Origin of the sequence: Candidatus Galacturonatibacter soehngenii, assembly GCF_008830185.1 — a bacterium.
Lineage (GTDB): Bacteria > Bacillota > Clostridia > Lachnospirales > Lachnospiraceae > Lachnotalea > Lachnotalea soehngenii.
The window spans coordinates 94,141-117,360 of sequence record NZ_WAGX01000003.1; the positions used below are offsets into that span (position 1 = coordinate 94,141).

Here is a 23,220-nt window from a genome sequence, read left to right on the forward strand (position 1 = left end):
TACCATAAGATATATTAATTTTATTAATGATATATCTTGTGGTATTATATTGTATAGGAATTTGAACTTGGGATAAATGGAGAATCTTTGGAGGTAAATGTATGAGCGTAAAACGAATATTTGTTGAAAAAAAAGAACCTTATGCGGTAAAGGCAAAGGAGTTAAAGGAAGAGATTGAAAGTTATCTTGGGATTCAAAACGTTGCATCGGTACGTGTGTTAATACGTTATGATATAGAAAACTTATCAGAAGAAATTTACAAAAAGGCATGTAATACGGTGTTTTCAGAGCCACCTGTGGATAATCTATATGAAGAAACGTTTGATATTGGAAAGAATGCCAATGTATTTAGCGTAGAATTTTTACCAGGGCAATTTGACCAACGAGCAGATTCAGCCGTACAGTGTGTAAAGATGCTAAGTGAAGAAGAAGAACCAGAGATAAAAACTGCGGTTACTTACGTAATTCAAGGCGATATTTCACAAGAAGAGCTGGAACAGATTAAGAGCTATTGTATCAATCCAGTGGATTCTAGAGAAACAGATTTGGCTAAACCAACGACTTTAGTGACAGAATTTGAAGAGCCAGCAGATGTCATTATTTTTTCTGATTTTATTAAGATGAATCAAACAAAACTAGAAGAACTATATCAATCTTTGAATTTGGCTATGACGTTCAAAGACTTTCTCCATATTCAAACTTATTTTCAGTCAGAAGAAAAAAGAGATCCTTCTATGACTGAAATTAGAGTACTTGATACCTATTGGTCAGACCATTGTCGTCATACGACTTTTTCTACCGAATTAAAAGAGGTATCCTTTGAAGAAGGATATTACAAGACTCCAATTGTTAAAACCTATGAAAAATACCTTGCAGATCGAGAAGAGATATTCAAAGGTAGAGACGATAAATTTGTATGCCTTATGGATTTGGCTTTAATGGCAATGCGTAAATTAAAAGCGGATGGAAAACTTAACGATTTGGAAGAGTCAGACGAGATAAACGCATGTAGTATCGTTGTTCCAGTTGAAATTGATGGTAAAGAGGAAGAATGGTTAGTGAGTTTTAAAAATGAAACACATAATCATCCAACTGAAATTGAGCCGTTTGGTGGAGCAGCAACATGTCTAGGAGGAGCAATTAGAGATCCATTGTCTGGTCGATCTTACGTATATCAAGCAATGCGTATTACAGGTGCGGCTGATCCTACAATACCACTTGATGAAACATTAAAGGGAAAACTTCCGCAAAGAAAGATTGTAACTGGAGCAGCAAGTGGTTACAGTTCTTATGGAAATCAAATCGGACTGGCTACTGGATATGTAAAAGAGGTATATCATCCTAATTTTGTAGCAAAAAGAATGGAAATTGGTGCTGTTATGGGAGCAGCTCCTAGAAAAAATGTAATGAGAGAAAGCTCAGATCCAGGGGATATCATTATTTTACTTGGAGGAAGAACAGGAAGAGATGGATGTGGTGGTGCAACAGGTTCCTCAAAAGTCCATACAGAGGAATCCATTGAAACTTGTGGTGCAGAAGTACAAAAAGGTAATGCACCAACAGAGAGAAAAATACAAAGACTGTTTCGTAGAGAAGAAGTAAGTAAATTAATTAAAAAATGTAATGATTTTGGTGCAGGCGGTGTTTCCGTAGCAATTGGAGAACTAGCAGACGGACTTCATATCTATCTAGATAAAGTACCAAAAAAATATGCTGGTTTGGATGGAACGGAAATAGCGATTTCGGAATCACAAGAAAGAATGGCAGTTGTAATAGATCCAAAGGATGTAAAAGAATTTTTATCGTATGCAAAAGAAGAAAATTTAGAGGCAGTTGAAGTTGCAACGGTTACAAAAGAACCAAGACTTGTTATGCTTTGGAGAGATAAGGAGATTGTAAATATTTCAAGAGCCTTTTTAGATACCAATGGAGCGCATCAAGAGACAACAGTAGAAGTAACCATTCCAAAGCAGGAAGAGAGCTTTTTTAAAGTAGGAAAAGTAGATAATGTTAAGGAGAAATGGCTTACTACCTTAAAAAATCTGAATGTTTGCTCTCAAAAAGGTCTGGTTGAAATGTTTGATTCATCCATAGGAGCGGGATCTGTGCTTATGCCATATGGGGGAAAATACCAGTTAACAGAAACACAGTGCATGGTTGCTAAGCTACCTGTTTTAAAGGGAGTGACAGATACCGTAACAATGATGAGCTATGGCTATGATCCATATTTATCAAGTTGGAGTCCATATCATGGGTCTGTGTATGCAATTCTTCAATCAGTTGCTAAGATTGTAGCAGCAGGTGGAGATTATAAAAAGATACGATTTACATTTCAAGAGTATTTTAAACGAATGACAGAAGATCCAAAAAGATGGGGTGAGCCATTTGTCGCTTTGCTAGGAGCATATGAAGCACAAATGGGATTAGGATTACCATCAATTGGAGGAAAAGATAGTATGTCTGGCAGCTTCCATGACATTGATGTACCACCAACACTTACTTCCTTTGCGGTAAATGTTGCCAGTTACAAAGACATCATTACGCCTGAATTAAAGCAAGCGGGAAATAAGCTGGTTCGTTTTACGATAGAAAAAGATGAGTATGAGTTACCTGTTTATGAGAAGGTTATGAAATTGTATGAAGAGATTCATACCGCAATTCAAAACAAGGTAATTGTATCTGCTTATGTGCCAGATGCGTATGGTATTGCGTCTTCGATTAGTAAAATGGCATTTGGTAACAAATTAGGCGTAAAATTAGAAGATAGCATAAAGGAAGAAGAGCTATTTGCTGTTGAGTTTGGTAATATAATTGCAGAGGTTTCAAAAGACCAGCTAGATAAGCTAAATGGTAATTTCACAGTGATTGGTGAAGTAACAAAAGATGCGACTTTTACCTATAAAGATACGGTTATTCAGATGGAAGAAGCATTACATGCTTGGACCAATACATTAGAAAAGGTATTTCCTACATCATCACATGAAAAGAAGAGTGAAATAAAAACAGGTTTGTATCAAAGTAAAGAGATTTATGTTGCAAAAAATAAAGTAGCCAAACCAACCGTATTTATTCCTGTATTCCCAGGAACAAACTGTGAGTATGACAGCACAAAAGCCTTTGAAAAAGCAGGTGCAAATGTCATTACGAAGGTATTTAAGAATTTAAGTGCCAATGATATCAGAGATTCGGTGAACGAATTTGAGGAAAGCATTCAAAAATCTCAAATTATTATGTTTCCAGGAGGCTTTAGTGCAGGTGATGAACCAGATGGTTCAGCTAAATTCTTCGCAACTGCATTTCGCAATGAGAAATTAAAAGAAGCAGTTACAAAATTAATCGATGAAAGAGATGGTCTTGTTCTTGGTATCTGTAATGGTTTTCAGGCTTTGATTAAACTAGGCTTGGTACCATATGGTAAGATAGTAGAACAAAGTGTAGATTCTCCTACACTAACGATGAATACCATTGGACGTCATATATCCAAAATGGTTTATACAAAAGTTGTGACAAATCAATCACCTTGGCTTTTAAAGGCAGAACTTGGTAAGACATATTGCAATCCAGCCTCTCACGGAGAAGGACGATTTGTAGCCAATGAGGAATGGATGAAAAAGCTATTTGATAACGGACAGGTTGCGACTCAATATGTTGATGAATTAGGCAATCCAACCATGAATGAAGAATGGAATCCAAATGGGTCTTATATGGCGGTTGAAGGCATTACAAGCCCAGATGGAAGAGTATTTGGAAAAATGGCACATGCAGAACGAATAGGAGATGCGGTGGCAATGAATATTTATGGGGAACAAGATATGAAGTTGTTTGAATCTGGAGTTGCGTATTTTAAATAAAAATTGAATGTGTTATTTGTGAATTATTACGTATTGACGCTCGCATATAACTTTGATAAAAATTTAATTACTTAAGGATTGTTACTCTTCGGGAGGCTTCCCCTTTCATAATATTTTATTTATTTGAAAGGGATGTTTTTCGAAGAGTTTTTTGTTTTGTAAAAGGAGATATGCAATATGTTTGGGTTTTTAAAGAAAAATGCAGAGTGTTCGATTTATTCACCTGTAAATGGAATATGTTTTCCAATTGAAGAGTGTGGTGATCAGATGTTTGCACAAAAAATATTAGGTGATGGAGTTGCTTTTGAACTGAAGGATGATGTTATATATGCGCCATGTGATGGTGAAGTGTCAGTAATCGCAGACACAAAACATGCTTTTGGGATTAATAGCTCAAACGGAACTGAAATTTTAGTGCATGTTGGATTTGAGACAACTGGATTAATGGGAAAAGGATTTGAAACCTATGTGTCTCAGGGTGATACTGTAAAAAAAGGGCAGAAGGTTTTAAAGGTTGATATTAACTATATCAAATCACAAAATTTAAATGTGTAACACCAATGATTATAACAAGCAGCGATAATTATGATTTAGAAATTCATAATGTTTATGGAGAGGTTTCGACAGATACTTTAACAATTACAACAAAGAAGAAATAGTAATGAGGGATTGACATTGCAAGTTATTAAAAATATCAATAATAACGTGACAGTATGTATTGATTCAAAAGGTAAAGAATTAGTGGCTTTCGGTAAAGGGATTGGATTTAAAAAACCACCTTATGAAATTGAATTGTCACAAATCGAGAAAACTTTCTATGACATTGATAAGATTTTATATGAATCAATCAATGATATTGAAATTATCTATTTTGATATATCGGCAAAAGTAGTTGATTATGCAACAACGATGTTGGATACAACATTAAACAGTAACATTGTATTTACTCTTGCTGACCATATTAAGTTTGCAATCACAAAGTATGAAGAACAATTAAATATTAGCCTACCTATTATGAAGGATATAGAACACTTATATGATAAGGAATATGCAATCGGAGATTATGCAGTTAAGCTAATAAATAAACAATTAAATGTGAATCTTCCAAAGGAAGAAATAGCAGGGATTGCAATACACTTGATTAATGCTGAAAAACTAAAAGGAAGAAAAGGAACAGCAAAGAATCAAGAGGTTGTAAAAATGATGACTGATGTTATTGAAGATTATATGAACATTAAAGTTGACATGAATAGCTTTAGTTATTCAAGGTTTGTAACACATGTTGAGTATTTGTTAAAAAGGGTAGAAAATCAAACAGAGATATCAAGTGAAAATGCCAAAATGTACCAATCATTAGTGGAAGCTTATCCAGAAGTCTATCAATGCGTTGAAAAGATAAAGAGAAGATTTAATAAAGAGTTTGGAATTAGATTGTGCAAAGAAGAATTATTATATTTGATGTTGCACGTAAATAGAGTGATATATCGAGAGGATTGTGACCGATAAGGGCTTTACCTCAGCGAATGAAAGACATGATGGATATGCGCTTTCTTTTGCTGGGGTTTTATTTTAGGCAATAACAGTAATAAGGCGCGCAAGTTACTGCATATGCATACATGAATTTATACTTATGTTTAGGAGGAGATAAAATGGCTAACAATAACCAGAAAATCGCTATTAGCATTTTAGAAGCTGTTGGTGGAAAAGACAATATTGCACAGGTTGCACATTGTATGACAAGATTAAGATTGAATTTGAAAGATGAATCAATTTTAAATGCTGATGAAGCAAAAAAAATACAAGGAGTATTAGGAGTTCAAAAAGTAGGAGCACAACAACAATTTATAATTGGACAGAATGTTCCAGAAGTTTATATGGCATTTTGCGAAGAAGCAGGTATTCAGGCAGAAGCTGCAAACGATGAATTAATTGAAAATAAAAAACCAAAGGGAGTGAAGGGGTTACAAGTGCAATATTAGATGGTATCTCAGGATGTATCAATCCTATTCTACCTGCAATTACGTTGGCTGGTTTATTAAAGCTCATTGCAGCGTTGATTGGACCAAGCATGTTAGGGATAGTTGGTGATACAAGTGATATCTATCGACTGTTTAATTTTGCTGGAGATGCAGCTTTTTATTTCTTTCCAATATTAATTGGATATTCAGGTGCTAGTTATTTCCATGATCATGATTACCTGGATAATGTCTTATGTTGAAAAGTATGTTAAAAAAATCATTCCTGATATGCTTAAGAATATGTTGGTTCCGTTAATTACAATATTATTATGTTGCCAATCTCATTATGTGCATTAGGGCCAGTTGGAACGTTTGTAGGACAAGGATTAGCAATAGCCCTTGAAGCTCTGTTGCTGGACCATTTGCAACCGCGATTATAGCTGCTTTATGGCCACTCTTAGTTATGACAGGTATGCATCAAGCAATTATTGCATATGGTGTTTCAATGATTGCGATTAAAGGATTTGATAACACAATTTTACTTGGCGGATATATTTCATGTTATACTTATATTGGTTTGGGATTAGGTGCTTTAATCAGATTCAAGAATAAAGAAGATAAAAGTATGGCTTTTTCCGCTTTTTGTACCCAAGTACTTGGTGGTATCGGAGAACCAACATTATTTGGTATTATGATTCGATATAAAAAAGCAATGGTAGCTACTTTACTTGCAGGGTTTACAGGTGGCTTCTTGTCAAAAATCTTAGGAGCTAAAGTTTACTTCTTTGGAGCTACCAATTTCTTATCATTTTTATCATACGCAGGAGAAGATCCAAATAGCGTAATCATGGGATTTATTGCTAGTATCGTAGCAGCAATTATTGCATGCGTATTTCTTCTTATTTTTGGTATCGAAGATAGCGACAAAAAAATTAGAGTGAAAAAGAAATAGAAATTTATATACAATAGAAATATGACTAGTTACAAGAAATGTAAAATGTGACTAGTCATATTTTGGATAGGATAGAGGGAACAAAATGAATAAATTGATAGTAAGAATGGATGATTTAGGTATTAGCAAAGGCGTTAATTATGGTATTTATACAGCAGCCCAATATGGACTTGCGAAGGCATGTGGCTTAATGAGTAATATGGAAGATGCAGTACACGGATATGAATTAATCAAAGATTTCCGTTTGAATATGGGACTGCATGTAAACATTGTCTTAGGCAAACCAGTCTCTAATGAAAATGAAGTGAAGAGTCTTTTGGATGAATCAGGAAATTTTAAAAATAGTTGTTATTATCGAAGCAATGAAAACGACACGATTGTGTATGAAGAAGTTGTGATTGAAATAGAAAATCAAATCAAACAATTTGAAAAAATTACTGGTTTTTTACCAGAGTATATTGATTATCATGCTGTTTGCACCCAAACATTTGTAAAAGCAATAAGTGATGTGTGTAATAAGAAGAAGCTATTATATATTCCATTTCCAAACGGAAATATAAAAGGAAAAGAAGTGATTTATTGTGACATATCTGAAAATGAACCATTTGACGTAAAACCGGTTGATTTCTTTGAGAAGAATAAGAAATACATTTTAAACAATCCATTAGCAATAGCTGTTTTTCATCCTGGTTATATTGATTCAAAAATTATGAAAGTTTCATCATTAAATATGCAAAGAGCAATTGATTTAGAATATATTAGTAATAGCAGTTCAAAAGAATGGCTTGTAAATAATAATGTTAAATTAGTTGACTTCAATGAATTTAAAAAAGAAGAATGTTGAGTTTATGAGTGAAATTAAGCATGAAAGTTAAAATTATTACCCAGAATAGTAAGGAATCGACTTAAATTCTGGGTAAATTTTTATTTGGAGAAAAGTGAGAGAAACCTTGAGAAATAGGGATTTTGAGACTGAAGGGATTGCTCCTTTAATAGAAAATTATCCCAAGGCACTTCCGATTTCGCTAGAAAGACACCCAAACCTTACACAGAGAAATTAGATTCCGCCTAGATAGAAAAGAGTAAAACAAATTTTACAGACCTTATTTAGAGTGAATTATCCTTTATATGAGGTCTTTTTGCAAGGACTTATCTTAAGTGTAGTATTAAATACATTGAAAGGCATTTTATCATTTATTTGATTTGAACTTATCGACTATGGTAAAATATGGTAAGAGGGAGAAGGAAAACTGTTGACTTGAGAAAAAAACGTATGAGTCAAAATTCTAAGTAATTTTATTGAAGGGAAATACACACTCAGTGAAATAAAGTTTATCCATTCATACTATAATATTAATAAGGAGAAACAAGAATGAATAATGTATTATTAGAGGCAAAATCAATTACAAAGAAATATGATGATACTAGATATGTTCTTAAAGAGGTTGATTTGGTTATTGAAGGTGGTCAGTTTATTGCTATATTAGGCCATAGCGGTTCCGGAAAATCTACCATGCTTAATGTATTATCTACGATTTTGAAACCTACATCTGGTCAAGTTTTTTACAAAGGTAAGGATATCACAAGGTTAAGCAAACGAGATATTGCCTCCCTTAGAAGAGATGACATTGGCTTTGTGTTTCAACATTATTTAATGCTGCCTAATTTGACTGTACGTGAAAATATTCAGATTGGAAACCAAAAAGAGAATAATGATATTGACTTGGAGAAATTATGTGATTTATTAGGTATCAATCAGTTATTAGAAAGATATCCATATCAATTGTCAGGTGGTGAGCAACAAAGGGTTTGTATAGCAAGAGCACTAATTAAAAACCCAGCCATCTTATTTTGTGATGAGGCTACAGGAGCTCTTGATAGTGATAATAGCAAGAATATTATATGTATGCTTCATAATATTAAAAAAGAATATGGAACGACCATAATTTTCACTACCCATAACAAAGAGATAGCAAAAACAGCAGATCGTATCTTGCAATTGGAAGATGGTCAGATTATTGAAGATTATATGAACCAGCAGATTTTGTCACCAGAACATATGAAATGGGAGATTTAATTATGATATTACTTTTTAAATATTTATCAAGAGATTTAATTAAAAAAAAGAGCATGATATCAGTACTCTTCCTATTCACAGTATTCATTTCCTTCATGTATTTTTTTGTCCATTTTTCTATTGATAAAAATTGGCTTATCCTCAACGAAATACTTGAGCAAAACGGAAATTTATCTGCAGACGAAGCCAAATATTATACTGCATTACAAAACAACCAAATATTGATAAGAAATATTACTGTGGCTATGATGAGCATATTTTCTATCATTCTTTTTATGTTTATGAAAAATTTTATTCATAAGAACGAAACAAATATAGGACATATTTTGTCTATGGGTTTTTTGGAACATGATGTGATTATTGCACTTGTATTTGCAACAGCATGTTTTTCAATTATTGGATCGTTGGTTGGTTTGGTTTTGGGATACTTTGGTTCAAGTATTTTGATGAATGCAAATATGGAAACATATTTGATAAATGGTATCGTAAAAGGAATAAATATAAAAACATTATTGATAGGAACACTGTTAACTACGGCTGTTTTTTGTGTTGTAACATATGCTACAGGTATTGGTATGGGAAGAAAAGACGTAGCATTAATGATAAAACATATGGATAAGAAAGAACCTCACCCAGGTCTTATTGAAGCTTTAGTCTCCAGGTTTCCAATTAAAGATAAGTTCAAATTCAAGTTGACTATGAAAAACATCAGTGCAGTCTTATTCATAGTGGTAGCTGTTGTTACATTTAATATCATGTTTGTGTTAAGCGTTTCGCTTTTCTTTAGTGGGAAAAAAATCATTGAAACACAAACAACAAATCGTGATTATTCTTATGATGTGAGCTACAATAATTATATGACAAATAATAATCAAAGCGAAACAGAAGATATTTATTATTTAAAAGAGGAAGGTACGATTGAACTTGAAGGAGATACCTTACAGTATAATATCGTAGGCTTAGATCATACGAGTTCTTTATTTCAATTAGTAGATAAAAATAATAAAGCAATTAATATAGAAGAAGGTATTATACTAAATCCTGAACTAGAGGAAAATTATGGTCTTAAAGTTGGGGATGAAATTCATCTAATAGTGGCGGGAGAAGCCTATGCAATTCCAGTAGTTGCGAGTGCAGTAAATGCGGACCTAAAAACCATTTATATACCAAAGCAGCAATTAGCTAAAATGCTGAGTCAAAATAGTATGTCTTATAATGGTGTTCTAACAAATCGTAGGCTTGAAGATGGTGTTGTTACTACTTTTGAAGACAAGATAGCTACCATACAACGAGGATTAACTTCTAATAAAGCAAGTGCCGTTATTAATCAAAGTATTGGTGTTATTACAGGATGCCTACTTATCTATTTAGCTTTATTAATTGGTTTGAACAATAATATGAAGAGTATTTTGATTTTTGATTTGTTAGGTTATAATAATCGAGAAGTAAATAAGGTTTTATTGAATCCACATATGATACTTATTAATATTTTTTTCTGGATAACATTACCAATAGGTGTTTATGTGGCGAGAGGAATTCAAATTATGACCTCCATACAAACGGGTGATTATATGCCGTTTCAAATAAACATTGTAACAGTTGCATATATGCTATTCATTTTAAACTTGCTGTGTTTTCTGGTGAGAGCTTTATTTGCTATTAAGATTAAACATATTATTTATGCAGAACGACAAGCAGAATTTTTGCAAGAATGGTAATTGTGCAATGAAGATATATAAGATATGAAATATTATTTTAAACAATACGATGTTGTATATATCGCTTAAACTATAGGAAGTCGTAAGAAAAAAGTATATTTTTTGCAATTGTAAAGTATATTTTTACTGTTATAATGAAACTATGTTAAATAGGGGCTATTTTGCAACTGACTTAAGATATCGGTTTTTCATTTAACATATAACATGGAAACAGTAAGCATGAAAAAGAGGTGTAAAGTATGAGAAGAGTGAGAACAATATTATTGATTGGGTTAGCCATGGTTCTAGCAATGGGCTGTAGTGCGAAGAAAGCTTATGAAGACGAAAATAAGAGCGAGTCTGTTCAAGTAGATAATAATAAGAATGAAACGGAAACTGGTAATGACAAGATTCTAGAAATTGACGAAAAGTCAGCACAACAATTAGTATCAGAAAGACTAGATACTACGAAATATAGTGTTGAAAAAGAAGATGAGATTACAGTCGATAGTAACAGTTATTACGTGTTTAAAATTCTTGAGAATGGTAACACTCTTTCGATGGGAGTTGCTGTTGATAAGGTTTCAGGGGAATTGTATGCTTACAAAGAAGACAAAACAATTGCACCCTATAATGAATTTACCCTATATGATGAAAGTAAGGATGTAAAGGTTAACTGGGAAGGTACTTATAATAGTGCTACAGCCACACTTGAATTGTTGCCAGCAGATGATAATTCCTTTGAATTTACATTAACCGATAAAGAAAGTAACACTTCTGTTTCAGGCGTTGCACAAGGTGGCGGCAAAGAGGCAAATTACGAGGAGAATGGCTATACAATTACCTTTGTAAATGAAAAGGAGAGTATTACGATTAATGAAAGTGGTACAAGCTCAGTAGGAATTTCTTTTCAAGGAACTTTTACCAAAAAATAAAGGAATACCAATTAGTCATGTGTTTCATAAAGCTATGAGACACATGATTTTGAAATCCATAGAATACCTTTATAATCCCTTTTTATCAATAGAATAGATTCGTCTTGTTCAAAAGCAAAAATTATGGTAACATATGTTTAACAAAATGTAACAATATAGCTAATTTGACACAAAGAGAAAAGAGGGAGAACAATGCAGACAGTCGGAGGATATACAATTAAAACAGGTAGAGTCAGAATGTGTCCAATTTGTGAAGGGGCAGAATTACGTTACACAGGTGACACAAAGCAAATCAAAGAAAAAGAACATTATAGACACAGATGTATCAAATGTGGTCTTGAATTTTGGTTTGATGGTAAATACGGAGAATGATAGTGTTTTTCAGTAAAATCAAAGGTCAATTCGTAATGAATTTGATTAAAAAATATGGAAAAGGTATTGACAAAATTCATTATAATTAGTATACTAGCAAAGCAGGTGAAACAAGCCTGGTAATTATGGGATCATAGCTCAGCTGGGAGAGCATCTGCCTTACAAGCAGAGGGTCACAGGTTCGAGCCCTGTTGGTCCCATATTAATTGTAAAAATACTATATATGGCGGAATAGCTCAGCTGGCTAGAGCACACGGTTCATACCCGTGGTGTCGTTGGTTCAAGTCCAATTTCCGCTACTAAGATACCTGATATAACGTTGTTATGTTGGGTTTTTTTATTATAGTAGGAAAGTTTTTCAAACTTCCCTACTATATAACTATTTCATGCCATACAAGCGCATATAAATCTTATTTTTAATTATAATAGATAGTTACTAGTTGTTATATCATATGAATATATGTTTAGAATATAAGGAGAAGTTTCATGAGAGTTGGAATGGGATATGATGTCCATAAATTAATAGAAGGAAGAGATTTGATACTTGGTGGAGTAAAGATACCTTTTGAAAAAGGGCTTTTGGGTCATTCAGATGCAGATGTAATCACACATGCCATTATGGATTCCATACTTGGAGCAGCTGCACTTGGAGATATAGGTAAACACTTTCCAGATACAGATCCAGCATACAAAGGTGCTTCTAGCATAGCACTTTTAGAACATGTTGTAACATTAATTGAAGAAAAAATGTATATGATAGAGAATATAGATGCAACAATCATAGCACAAAAGCCAAAGCTTTTGACTTACATTCCACAAATGGTGGAAAATATCGCGACTGCTTTAAAGGTTCCTGTAAGTAGTGTTAATATAAAAGCTACAACAGAAGAGGGACTTGGTTTTACAGGAAGCGGTGATGGGATATCTGCACATGCGATTTGCTCTTTAAGTACTGTGGCTGATTACCGTTACGAAGATAGCGATACAAGATCATTTCCAGCATGCGGAGGCTGTAGCGGTTGTTCTGGTTGTCACAAAAATACACAGGAATAGTAGTCGGTAAATTGGATTCTTATGGATGGGAAGGAGGGAAATATGTTATTTAAAAGAAATAACAAACAAAAAAAAGAGAATGGTATTCAAATCGAATCTTTAACGTACAATGAACATGAGTATACTAGACCTTTGTGGGAAATGACTTTTGATGAAGATAGTGAGGAATTTATTGATTTTTATTATAACTATAAGGTGAATAATAATAGTATATGGGTTGCAAAAGAAGATGAATTGATTTTATCAATGGCGCAGTTAAATCCATATCAGGTTCACTTAGGTACGGCCATTGTTCCAGCCCACTATATCGTTGGAGTTGCCACACATGAGGAATACAGAAGGCAGGGCCTGATGCGTAATATTTTACAGGCTTCGTTTCAACACTTGTATGATAACAAAGAACCATTCACCTATTTAATGCCTGCAAAAGAAGAATATTATACGGGATTTGATTTTTTATCTGTTTATTACCAGAAAAAAGGAGTCCTTCTGACTTCTTCTGACGAAACAGAACTTTCCTATAAAATAGCATTGGATGAAGATTTTGAAGAGTTAGCACAGTTTTCCGAAACATTACTTTCAAAAAAGTATCGTCTTTTTGTGCATAGAGAGGTATCTTATTACCAAACCTTAAAGGCTCAGTTTGAGGCAGAACATGGTGGTATTATATGTGTATATGATGCAAACACATTGATTGGATATTTCTTTTTTGGAGAGCATGATACCATAGAAGTAATTGAACCAGTTTGTTTGGATTCCTATAAGGAAGAATTTACGCGTGTCATCGCTAAGATATTTAAAGAGAGTGAGAAAGAGATTCATGTTACAGCGTTTGATTACTTAAATGAAGATGATTTTAAGAATATCGTAACAAAGCCTGTTACGATGATTCGAATTATATGCTTGGATATGTTTTTTAAGTATATGAAAGCATCTGAGCCAATTGAACTAGTGATAGAGGTACAAGATCCATTGATTGAACAAAACAATGGAGTATATGAGTTGTTCATTGGTTTAAATAATACACAAATGAATGAAACAACGAAAAATCCAGAGTTGTCGCTTTCTATTAGTGAATTATGTGCGATTTGCTTTTTTGATAAGATACCAAAAGCAGTAGAGGAAAGAGCTGAAATACAAACTGTCAAAAAATTAAGTAAAATTGAGAAATTTACTCCTATTTTCCTAAATGACTTTGTTTAGGAATAAAAGTTGACAAATTGAATATTTTTGAATAAACTATATTAGGAATCAAAATATATTTTATCAAAAATGCAGTGAATGGAAAGAGTAGTCATCAAAATTACCAGAGAGGAATTGTCATGGGCTGAAAGCAGTTCTTATATTTTGAGAAACGAATGTGCATCCAGGAGCAGATTAGGCGAATACAGTAGTCTAATACGAGTGACACCCGTTACGTGTATGAGTGATAGGTATAGAAGTATACCTTTACATAGAGTGGAACCGCGGATAACTTCGTCTCTAATTTGAGACGGAGTTTATTTTATATCCTGGGAAGTTGCTTTGCAATTTCTATTTGAATTGCTCTGATGCAATCCATTCTGTCAATAGGAGGTTTTGATATGGGTATATTTCGCTATATAAAGGATGAAATAGATGTTATAAAAGAGAGAGACCCTGCAATTAAGACACCTTGGGAAGTTTTATTATATCCTAGTTTCAAGGTAATTCTAAGTTATAGATTGGCACATAAATTATATAAAAATGGACACTATTTTCTTGCAAGATGGATATCGCAAAGAGCAACAAGAAAGACTGGAATCGAGATACATCCAGGAGCGACCATTGGAAAAGGTTTGTTTATAGATCATGGAAGTGGTGTTATAATAGGAGAGACGACGATTATCGGTGATAATGTTACCTTGTATCAAGGAGTGACTCTTGGAGGGACAGGAAAAGAAACAGGTAAGCGTCATCCGACCTTAAAAGATAATGTCATGGTGAGTGCAGGTGCAAAAGTTATCGGTTCCTTTACCATTGGAGAAAACTCTAAAATAGGAGCAGGATCAGTCGTGTTAAAGGAGGTTCCACCTAACTGTACCGTAGTTGGAGTTCCAGGGCGAATCGTAAAGCAAGATAATATTAAAATACCAAGAAGTGATATGGATCAGATTCATCTGCCAGATCCAGTGTTAGCAGATTTGATGCAGCTTAGAAAAGAAAACGAAGAGTTGAGAAATGATATAGATTTACTAAAAAAATTAATTACGAAAACAGAATCGTTAGAATAATAAAGGAGAAGCGATATGAAACTGTACAATACGTTAACGAAGAAAAAAGAAGAATTTCAACCAATTGAAGAAGGTAAAGTAAAAATGTATGTTTGTGGACCAACTGTCTACAATTACATTCATATTGGTAATGCAAGACCAATGATTATCTTTGATACGGTTAGAAGATACATGGAGTACAAAGGATATGAAGTGAATTTTGTATCTAATTTTACAGATGTTGACGACAAAATTATCAAAAAGGCAATTGAAGAAGGGGTAAGTGCGACTGAAATATCTACCCGCTATATTGCTGAATGTAAAAAGGATATGGAAGCTTTAAATGTCCGTCCAGCAACGAAACATCCATTAGCAACCGAAGAAATTGGCGGAATGCTAGAAATGATTCAAACCTTAATTGATAAAGATTTTGCTTATGTTAAAGATGGAAGTGTTTACTTTAGAACAAAAAGATTTGAAGAATACGGTAAGCTTTCTAAGAAAAATCTTGAAGATTTAGAAGCTGGTAAACGAATCGCAGTAGAAGAACAAAAAGAAGATGAAATGGACTTTGTATTATGGAAGCCAAAAAAAGAAGGAGAGCCATTTTGGGTATCACCATGGGGAAATGGAAGACCTGGATGGCATATTGAATGTTCTGTAATGGCTAAGAAATACCTTGGCGAAGAGATTGACATTCATGCAGGTGGAGAGGACTTAATCTTCCCTCATCATGAAAATGAGATTGCACAAAGTGAGGCCTGCAATGAGAAACCATTTGCAAAGTATTGGCTTCACAATGGCTTCTTAAACATTGAAAATAAAAAGATGTCAAAGTCTCTTGGTAACTTTTTTACGGTAAGAGAAATCGCTGAAAAATATGATTTACAGGTACTTCGCTTTTTTATGTTAAATGCACATTACAGAAGTCCACTTAATTTTAGTGCAGATTTGATGGAGGCATCAAAGAATGGATTGGACAGAATTTTAACAGCGGTAGAGAATTTAAAGCATTTACAAGCGGCAACTACAGTTTTAAAATTAAGTGTTGAAGAAGAAGATAAACTAAAACTTGCAAATGAGTATAAACTAAAATTTGAAGAAGCGATGGATGATGACTTTAATACAGCAGATGCGGTATCAGCAATATTTGAGCTGGTTAAATTTTCAAATTCCAATACCAGTGTAGAAAATTCAAAGGAATTTTTAAATAAGCTATATGAAGAAATCAAGAATTTATGTGATATTCTTGGAATACTGGTTGATAAAAAAGAAGAGATTTTAGCTGAAGAGATAGAAAAATTAATTGAAGAACGTCAAGAAGCTAGAAAATCAAAAAACTTTGCAAGAGCGGATGAAATTAGAGATGAATTACTTGCACAAGGAATTATATTAGAAGATACAAGAGAAGGGGTAAAATGGAAAAAGGCATAGAAGAGTTAATCCCATATTTAGAGAAGACCTTTGAATTGCCAGAGGTTGATATCAAAACCTATTCTCCTTTGGTGCTAGCTTATATTGGTGATGGAATTTATGATGTGATTATAAGAACGATTGTGGTTTCAGAGGGAAACAGCCAGCCAAATAAGCTTCACAAAAAAACGAGTCTTTTTGTAAAGGCCGCAGCTCAATCAGCCATGATTGAGGCGATAAAGGAAGATTTGACAGAAGAAGAACTTAAGGTATATAAAAGAGGACGAAATGCAAAGTCTCCTACTATGGCAAAGAATGCATCTATGGTGGATTATAGACGCGCAACTGGTTTTGAGGCACTTATGGGATATTTGTATTTACAAGGGAAGTTAAAAAGATTGATAGACCTAATAAAAATCGGACTTGAAAAAAGTGAATTAAATAAGAAATAAGTAAAATACAATAAAAAGCAAATTCGGAGGTAACAGTGAGATACGAGGAATTAACAATAGAAGGTAGAAATGCCGTTCTAGAAGCGTTTCGTGCAGGAAAAACAATAGATAAGGTATTTGTGCTTGATGGATGTCAAGATGGACCGATTAAAACGATTACAAGAGAAGCTAGAAAATATGATACTATAATCAATTATGTAGCAAAAGAAAGACTAGACCAAATGTCTGAAACGGGTAAACATCAAGGCGTCATAGCGTATGCGGCTGCTTATGAGTATGCTCAAGTTGAAGATATCTTAAATCTGGCAAAGGAAAAGAATGAGCCTCCATTTGTATTGATACTCGATAATATCGAAGATCCTCATAATCTTGGAGCAATCATCCGTACTGCTAATCTTTGTGGTGCACATGGTGTCATTATACCAAAGCGACGTGCAGTGGGATTAACTGCCACCGTTGCGAAAACCTCAGCAGGGGCAATCAATTATACACCAGTTGCAAAAGTAACCAACCTAAGTAGTACAATTGAAGAGTTAAAGGAACAAGGAATGTGGTTTGTATGTGCAGATATGGGCGGTGAAGTCATGTACAAGCTTGATTTAAAAGGTCCAATAGGTCTTGTAATAGGAAGTGAAGGAGAAGGTGTAAGCAGATTAGTGAAAGAAAAATGTGATTTTGTTGCTTCCATCCCGATGAAAGGTGATATTGATTCCTTGAATGCTTCTGTAGCTGCAGGTGTATTAGCATATGAAATAGTTAGACAAAGAATGAGTGTATAAATGTTTTAAAAGAGGGTGAATATGTGGACAAGTATACCAAAATGAGCGATGAAGAATTAATTTCTTTGGCACAGAATGGAAACAATCAGGTAGTAGATTATCTGATGGAAAAATACAAGAATTTTGTAAGAAAAAAAGCATATGAACTATTCATGATTGGCGGCGACAACGATGACTTGATTCAAGAAGGGATGATAGGATTATTTAAGGCGGTTAGAGATTATAACCGCCAAAAAGATACATCCTTTTTTACCTTTGCAGATTTGTGCATATCAAGACAGATGTACACTGCCATTCATGCCTCCAAAAGAAAAAAGCATATCCCTTTAAATACATACATTTCCCTATATGCGGGAATATCAGAAGAAGAAAATGATGAACATACACTTATGAATCGTGTTTATTCTATTCACGATAAAAATCCAGAGGAATTGTTTATAGACAAAGAGAACGAAGGTTACATTGAAGAACAAATGCAAGAGAATTTAAGTACCTTTGAAATGCAAGTGATTAATTTATATTTGACGGGTATGTCCTATGTGAGAATTGCAGAAATACTCGAGCGTACACCCAAGTCAGTAGACAATGCAATTCAAAGAATTCGAAGTAAATTAAGCTTTATTTTGTCTGAAAAATCTTGAATAACCAAGGTAGCATCAGTTATGAAAGAAGGGTATTAAATAGATTGCGGTAATATAAGTATCATGCGTAGTAAAACAAATGAAAAAAATTATGTCCATGAGACAATAGTAATTGCAGATTAGGGGTTGACTTTTTGCTCCAAATATAATATATTATACAAGGTCGCTGTATAATATATGTGCTGTTATAGCTCAGGCGGTAGAGCGCAACATTGGTAGTGTTGAGGTCACGGGTCCGACTCCCGTTAGCAGCTTGATGAAAGTAGTGTAAATAGCTTCAAACGTTTATATTTAGATGTTTGAAGCTATTTTTATAACCTTTAGTTTCTTAAAAGTATAAATTTAATCTTAAAGGAGAAAGATAATGAAGAAAAAAATGTTGTTTGTTGTTTTAGTTCTTATGTTACTTACAGGGTGTTCACAAGCAGATGTGGTTTCTAATAACCTATCAAAGCAAGCGGATAATTTTAATGTCCTTAGACGTATCACAGTAATAAATGGTATATCAGATGACATCATGTATCAAATGACAGGTAAGTTTTCTCTTGTCACAGATTCAGAAGATAGAAAAATTGATTTGATTATAGAGAATGAAGATGGTTCTTACAGTAAGAATTTTATTGGATATAGCGACAATACCAACTACATTATTGAAGACTTGGATACGAATTATGTGGATAAATATAAGTTTACGATAAATTATAATCCTAAGATGTGGGTTCCAGTCGAAATAGATACGATTGATTAAAAACTAAACATAGCGCACTAAATAAAGTACATATTATCTGTTAAACAACAATAAACTATCAATATTTGCATTGGTAGTTTTTTTGTACAAAAAAATATACAGAGGATAGAGAATCTTTCATTGAGATGCTTTTTATATAATATGATAATACAAAGCAACTCCTTTTTATGTGAATTATACAAAGTGCCTTGATTGATGCAAAAAATATACTACAAATAGGATAAAATGAACTATGAAAAAAATGAACCTTTTCCTTGTATGCGTCATTTCTTATAATAAAAGTAATATATAAGTATGGCATTTAATTGGGTATCTATATCAGTCAAAAGATATTTTGACTCTATGATGTTATAACTTAAAAGAATAACTCATCAAAGGAGTAAAGACATGAACACAAATAAAATCAATCGCTACATAAAGGAATATCTTTCAACGTATAAACGCTATCGTGAAGAAGAATGGTGCTATGAAGATGGCTGTGTATATATTGGTGTAAAAGCGTTATATGAAGTGACAAAAGAGGAGTACTATTTAGACTTTATTCGAAAGAATGTAGATCCATTTATTTCAGAAGATGGAAGTATAAAAGGATATGATTTTCAATCTTACAACCTCGATAATATAAATGCAGGTAAAGTTCTTTTCTTTTTGTATGACTGTACAAAGGAAGAAAAATATAAAAAAGCAATTGAAACAATTATGAATCAAGTAAGAGAACATCCAAGAACAAAAGAAGGAAACTTCTGGCACAAAATGATATATCCAAATCAAGTTTGGCTTGACGGATTATATATGGCACAACCTTTTTATATGGAATATGAAACAAGATTTCATAATCAGGAATATTATTCTGATATTATAAAGCAATTTAAAAATGTAAGAAAACTACTATTTAACGAAGAAAAGCAGCTTTATTATCATGCATATGATGAAAGTAGAACCAGAAAGTGGGCAGATAAAGTAACAGGCTGTTCTCCGAATTTTTGGTTACGTTCTATGGGTTGGTATCTTATGGCTTTAATTGATACATATGACAGTGCATCCGATCAAATCTATGAACATTACAGAGTCTTAAAGGATTTACTAAAAGAGGCCATTCAAGGTATTTTACAATACCAAGATGAAGAAAGTAAATTATTTTATCAATTGATTGATTTACCATTGCAAGAGGGAAACTATTTTGAAACATCTGGAAGTATCATGATAGCCTATGCTTTGCTTAAGGGAAGTCGTCTAAAAGCCTTGCTTCCAGAAAAATATCAATATAGAGGACTAGAAATATTAGACTCCTTAATTGAAAATAGAATCATAGAAAGAGATAATAAGCTTTATTTGACATGGAACTGTGCGGTGGCTGGTTTGGGGCCAAAAGATGAGAGGGACGGAAGCGTTGCATATTATTTGTCTGAACCGATAACAGAGGATGATCAAAAGGCAGTTGGGTCACTTATGATGTTATATAGTGAATATCTGCGAATCAACAAATAAAGGAGGAACGCATACAAGTTGTGCAGGTGGAATAATGAAGACAAGTATCCTATGGATTAATTCTAGAAGTGTCGTTATAGAAAGAATCAAAGCTGGAAAATATAAGACAAAAAATAAATATCAAATTTATCTCAATGGTGCCTTTCTAAATGAGAGCGACAAAGTAGTTCAGAGCATAAATCAATTAACACCAAATACGTTTTATTCTCTTGAAATAAAAGATGGTGAAAAAAATGAAAAAATAGACTTTCAAACAAAACAAGAGTATGTTACATTAGATATTACGGAATTTGGGGCAAAGGGAGATGGGATTCATGATGATACTTTATGTATTCAGACTGCCATTAACTGCTGTCCAAAGAATTCAAGAGTCTACATACCAAAGGGAATTTATAAGATTACCACCTTATTCTTAAAAAGTGACTTACAGATTGAGCTAGAAAAAGATGCTATCTTGTTGGCAGATTCAGATCAGTCAAAATATCCGATTTTACCAGGAACGATAGAATCATATGATGAGAGGGAAGACTATAATTTAGGAAGCTGGGAAGGCAATCCATTACCAGCCTATGCTTCTATAATAACAGGTGTTAACGTTTCAAATGTAGTGATATCTGGCGAAGGTACGTTAGATGGTGGAGCAAGTTTTGATAATTGGTGGAGTTATAAAAGGGAGAAAGGAATGCCGTTTCGACCTAGAATGTTGTTTCTAAATCACTGTAATCAGATTGTCGTGCAAGGATTAACGATAAAAAATAGTCCTTCTTGGACTTTGCATCCTTATTTTTCTAATGATTTAAAGTTTATTGATTTAAAAATAGAAAATCCTGACCATTCACCAAATACCGATGGACTTGACCCAGAATCATGTAAAAATGTTGATATCATTGGAGTGTATTTTTCAGTAGGAGATGATTGCATTGCAGTAAAGTCTGGTAAAATATATATGGGTTCAAAGTTTAAAATACCTTGTGAAAACATAACCATTCGAAACTGCTATATGGAAAAAGGACATGGTGCAGTTACAATCGGGAGTGAAATGGCAGGCGGTGTAAAGAATCTGCTTGTAAAAGACTGTCTGTTTTATGATACGGATAGAGGACTACGCATCAAAACCAGAAGGGGACGTGGCAAAGATGCTATATTGGATCAGATTATATTTGAAGATATTGACATGGAAGAAGTAAAGACACCATTTGTAATCAATAGCTTTTATTTTTGTGATCCAGATGGTCATACCGAATATGTAAGAACAAAAGAAGTGTTGCCAGTAGACGAAAGAACACCTGTAATTAAGTTCTTGGCATTTCGAAATATTAAAGCATATCATTGTCATTTTGCCGCTTTATTTCTTTATGGGCTTCCAGAGAAAAAGATAGAGAAGGTGGAGTTAAGTAACATTGAGGTTACTTATGCAAAACATGCCCAAGCAGGCTATCCAGCCATGATGGAGGAACTTAATCCAGTATCAAAGATGGGGCTTTATGCAAATAATATAAAAGAATTAATTTTAAAAGATGTTGTGATAACAGGAGCCTTACAAGAGCCCCTACAAATCATAAATGTGGATACATATAAAAAGGAGTAAATATGAAACAAGAAAACATTATAATTTATGTTTCTAAAACAAGAAACGATAGTTGTCTAACCTTGACTGATGCAGTAAAAGAAGCATCAAAATATAAGGGGTTGCCAGTAACAATAAAACTAGATAAGGGAGTCTATAAGGAAAAGGTGACCATCCAACAAGATCAGATTACACTTGAGGGTGAGGAAATAGAAGAAACAATTCTAACCTTTGATGATTATGCTCTTCAAATGATGGAGGATGGAGAAAAAAGAGGGACGTTTCGAACACCGACTTTGTTTATTGATGCCAATGACTTTACTGCAAGAAACCTTACGATTGAAAATAGCGCAGGACCTGGAACTAAGGTAGGACAGGCACTTGCTTTGTATGTAGATGGAGATCGTATGTATTTTGAACACTGTAGATTTCTTGGAGGACAGGATACTTTGTTTACGGCTCCCCTACCAGAGAAAGCTTATGAAAAAAACGGTTTTAGAGGGCCAAAAGAATTTGCGCCTAGGACGCACGGCAGACACTATTATAAAAATTGCTATATATGTGGAGATGTAGATTTCATTTTTGGTGGAGCAACAGCTTATTTTGAAGAATGTGAAATCTTTTCCAATAATTTAGAGCAAGAGATCAATGGATATGTAACAGCACCATCGACTGCTAAGGAAGAGATGGGATATGTATTTGAACGTTGTAATTTTACAAGTAATTGCAAGGAAAAAAGCGTTTACTTGGGACGTCCATGGAGAGATTATGCAAAAGTTGCTATCTTAAACTCTAAAATAGGTGCTCATATCCATGAAGAGGGCTGGCATGACTGGGGGAAGGTGCATGCAAGAGAAACTGTGGTTTTTGCAGAATATAACAATTACGGTGAAGGGGCCAATACAAGCAAAAGACCAACATGGGTAAAACAGTTAACAAATGAAGAAGCAATGAATTATAAAATCGAAAACGTACTTGGAGAATGGAAAAAATTTAGTTAGGAGTC

21 protein-coding genes, 3 tRNA genes, 1 pseudogene and 1 other annotated feature are annotated in these 23,220 nt (G+C 33.6%); all 25 genes and pseudogenes read left to right on the forward strand.

The window, feature by feature from the left end; genetic code table 11:
- Positions 1–101: 101 nt before the first annotated feature.
- The 25 genes and pseudogenes from F7O84_RS01205 (at position 102) to F7O84_RS01325 (ending at position 23,215) form a co-directional block, all read left to right on the forward strand.
- Positions 102–3,851 carry a phosphoribosylformylglycinamidine synthase gene (locus F7O84_RS01205; protein ID WP_151140968.1) on the forward strand — a complete coding sequence of 1,250 codons (3,750 nt, stop codon included), beginning with the start codon at positions 102–104 and terminating at the stop codon, positions 3,849–3,851.
- Positions 3,852–4,028: 177 nt separating this feature from the next.
- The gene (locus tag F7O84_RS01210) at positions 4,029–4,406 is read left to right on the forward strand and encodes a PTS sugar transporter subunit IIA (RefSeq protein ID WP_151140969.1); all 378 of its coding nucleotides are present in this window, start codon (positions 4,029–4,031) and stop codon (positions 4,404–4,406) included.
- Positions 4,407–4,526: 120 nt separating this feature from the next.
- Complete coding sequence (locus F7O84_RS01215; RefSeq protein WP_279237977.1) at positions 4,527–5,357, forward strand: PRD domain-containing protein; 831 nt, start codon at positions 4,527–4,529, stop codon at positions 5,355–5,357.
- Positions 5,358–5,500: 143 nt separating this feature from the next.
- The gene (locus F7O84_RS01220; protein ID WP_192451619.1) at positions 5,501–5,830 is read left to right on the forward strand and encodes a PTS sugar transporter subunit IIB; all 330 of its coding nucleotides are present in this window, start codon (positions 5,501–5,503) and stop codon (positions 5,828–5,830) included.
- Between the two features lie 44 nt (positions 5,831–5,874).
- Positions 5,875–6,069, forward strand: coding sequence for a hypothetical protein (locus F7O84_RS01225; protein WP_151140975.1), 195 nt, complete (start codon positions 5,875–5,877; stop codon positions 6,067–6,069).
- 167 nt (positions 6,070–6,236) lie between these two features.
- Positions 6,237–6,761: pseudogene (locus F7O84_RS01230) on the forward strand (PTS transporter subunit EIIC); the annotation flags it as partial.
- An 85-nt stretch (positions 6,762–6,846) separates the two neighbouring features.
- Positions 6,847–7,605 (forward strand): ChbG/HpnK family deacetylase, encoded by a 759-nt coding sequence (locus F7O84_RS01235; protein WP_151140979.1) that lies wholly within the window; start codon positions 6,847–6,849, stop codon positions 7,603–7,605.
- Positions 7,606–8,133: 528 nt separating this feature from the next.
- Positions 8,134–8,838: an ABC transporter ATP-binding protein gene (locus tag F7O84_RS01240; protein WP_151140981.1), complete on the forward strand. Its 705-nt coding sequence runs from the start codon at positions 8,134–8,136 to the stop codon at positions 8,836–8,838.
- Positions 8,839–8,840: 2 nt separating this feature from the next.
- Positions 8,841–10,556, forward strand: coding sequence for an FtsX-like permease family protein (locus F7O84_RS01245; protein ID WP_192451620.1), 1,716 nt, complete (start codon positions 8,841–8,843; stop codon positions 10,554–10,556).
- A gap of 239 nt (positions 10,557–10,795) precedes the next feature.
- The gene (locus F7O84_RS01250) at positions 10,796–11,470 is read left to right on the forward strand and encodes a hypothetical protein (protein WP_151140985.1); all 675 of its coding nucleotides are present in this window, start codon (positions 10,796–10,798) and stop codon (positions 11,468–11,470) included.
- Between the two features lie 192 nt (positions 11,471–11,662).
- Positions 11,663–11,842 carry a hypothetical protein gene (locus F7O84_RS01255; RefSeq protein WP_151140987.1) on the forward strand — a complete coding sequence of 60 codons (180 nt, stop codon included), beginning with the start codon at positions 11,663–11,665 and terminating at the stop codon, positions 11,840–11,842.
- 127 nt (positions 11,843–11,969) lie between these two features.
- A tRNA-Val gene (locus F7O84_RS01260) sits at positions 11,970–12,042 on the forward strand.
- A gap of 25 nt (positions 12,043–12,067) precedes the next feature.
- Positions 12,068–12,141, forward strand: a tRNA-Met gene (locus F7O84_RS01265).
- 187 nt (positions 12,142–12,328) lie between these two features.
- Entirely contained in the window at positions 12,329–12,895 is a 567-nt protein-coding gene (gene ispF / locus F7O84_RS01270) for a 2-C-methyl-D-erythritol 2,4-cyclodiphosphate synthase (RefSeq protein ID WP_151140989.1), read from the forward strand.
- A 42-nt stretch (positions 12,896–12,937) separates the two neighbouring features.
- Positions 12,938–14,098 (forward strand): GNAT family N-acetyltransferase, encoded by a 1,161-nt coding sequence (locus F7O84_RS01275; RefSeq protein ID WP_192451621.1) that lies wholly within the window; start codon positions 12,938–12,940, stop codon positions 14,096–14,098.
- A gap of 65 nt (positions 14,099–14,163) precedes the next feature.
- Positions 14,164–14,382: a binding site (T-box leader), on the forward strand.
- A gap of 96 nt (positions 14,383–14,478) precedes the next feature.
- Positions 14,479–15,147: a serine O-acetyltransferase EpsC gene (epsC, locus tag F7O84_RS01280; RefSeq protein WP_151140993.1), complete on the forward strand. Its 669-nt coding sequence runs from the start codon at positions 14,479–14,481 to the stop codon at positions 15,145–15,147.
- A gap of 15 nt (positions 15,148–15,162) precedes the next feature.
- The gene (cysS, locus tag F7O84_RS01285) at positions 15,163–16,560 is read left to right on the forward strand and encodes a cysteine--tRNA ligase (protein WP_151140995.1); all 1,398 of its coding nucleotides are present in this window, start codon (positions 15,163–15,165) and stop codon (positions 16,558–16,560) included.
- Positions 16,545–16,991 (forward strand): Mini-ribonuclease 3, encoded by a 447-nt coding sequence (locus F7O84_RS01290; RefSeq protein WP_151140997.1) that lies wholly within the window; start codon positions 16,545–16,547, stop codon positions 16,989–16,991. The genes cysS and F7O84_RS01290 overlap by 16 nt, the downstream gene beginning before the upstream one ends.
- A 35-nt stretch (positions 16,992–17,026) precedes the next feature.
- Positions 17,027–17,770, forward strand: coding sequence for a 23S rRNA (guanosine(2251)-2'-O)-methyltransferase RlmB (gene rlmB / locus F7O84_RS01295; protein ID WP_151140999.1), 744 nt, complete (start codon positions 17,027–17,029; stop codon positions 17,768–17,770).
- 23 nt (positions 17,771–17,793) lie between these two features.
- Positions 17,794–18,411, forward strand: a complete 618-nt coding sequence (sigH, locus tag F7O84_RS01300) for an RNA polymerase sporulation sigma factor SigH (protein WP_151141001.1) — start codon at positions 17,794–17,796, stop codon at positions 18,409–18,411.
- A gap of 181 nt (positions 18,412–18,592) precedes the next feature.
- A tRNA-Thr gene (locus F7O84_RS01305) sits at positions 18,593–18,665 on the forward strand.
- A 110-nt stretch (positions 18,666–18,775) separates the two neighbouring features.
- Entirely contained in the window at positions 18,776–19,159 is a 384-nt protein-coding gene (locus F7O84_RS01310; RefSeq protein WP_151141003.1) for a beta-sandwich lipoprotein, read from the forward strand.
- 387 nt (positions 19,160–19,546) lie between these two features.
- Positions 19,547–20,647, forward strand: a complete 1,101-nt coding sequence (locus F7O84_RS01315) for a glycoside hydrolase family 88/105 protein (protein ID WP_151141005.1) — start codon at positions 19,547–19,549, stop codon at positions 20,645–20,647.
- A gap of 34 nt (positions 20,648–20,681) precedes the next feature.
- On the forward strand, positions 20,682–22,235 hold the full coding sequence (locus F7O84_RS01320; RefSeq protein ID WP_151141007.1) for a glycoside hydrolase family 28 protein: 1,554 nt from the start codon (positions 20,682–20,684) through the stop codon (positions 22,233–22,235).
- 2 nt (positions 22,236–22,237) lie between these two features.
- Positions 22,238–23,215 (forward strand): pectinesterase family protein, encoded by a 978-nt coding sequence (locus F7O84_RS01325; protein ID WP_151141009.1) that lies wholly within the window; start codon positions 22,238–22,240, stop codon positions 23,213–23,215.
- The last annotated feature ends 5 nt before the right edge of the window (positions 23,216–23,220 follow it).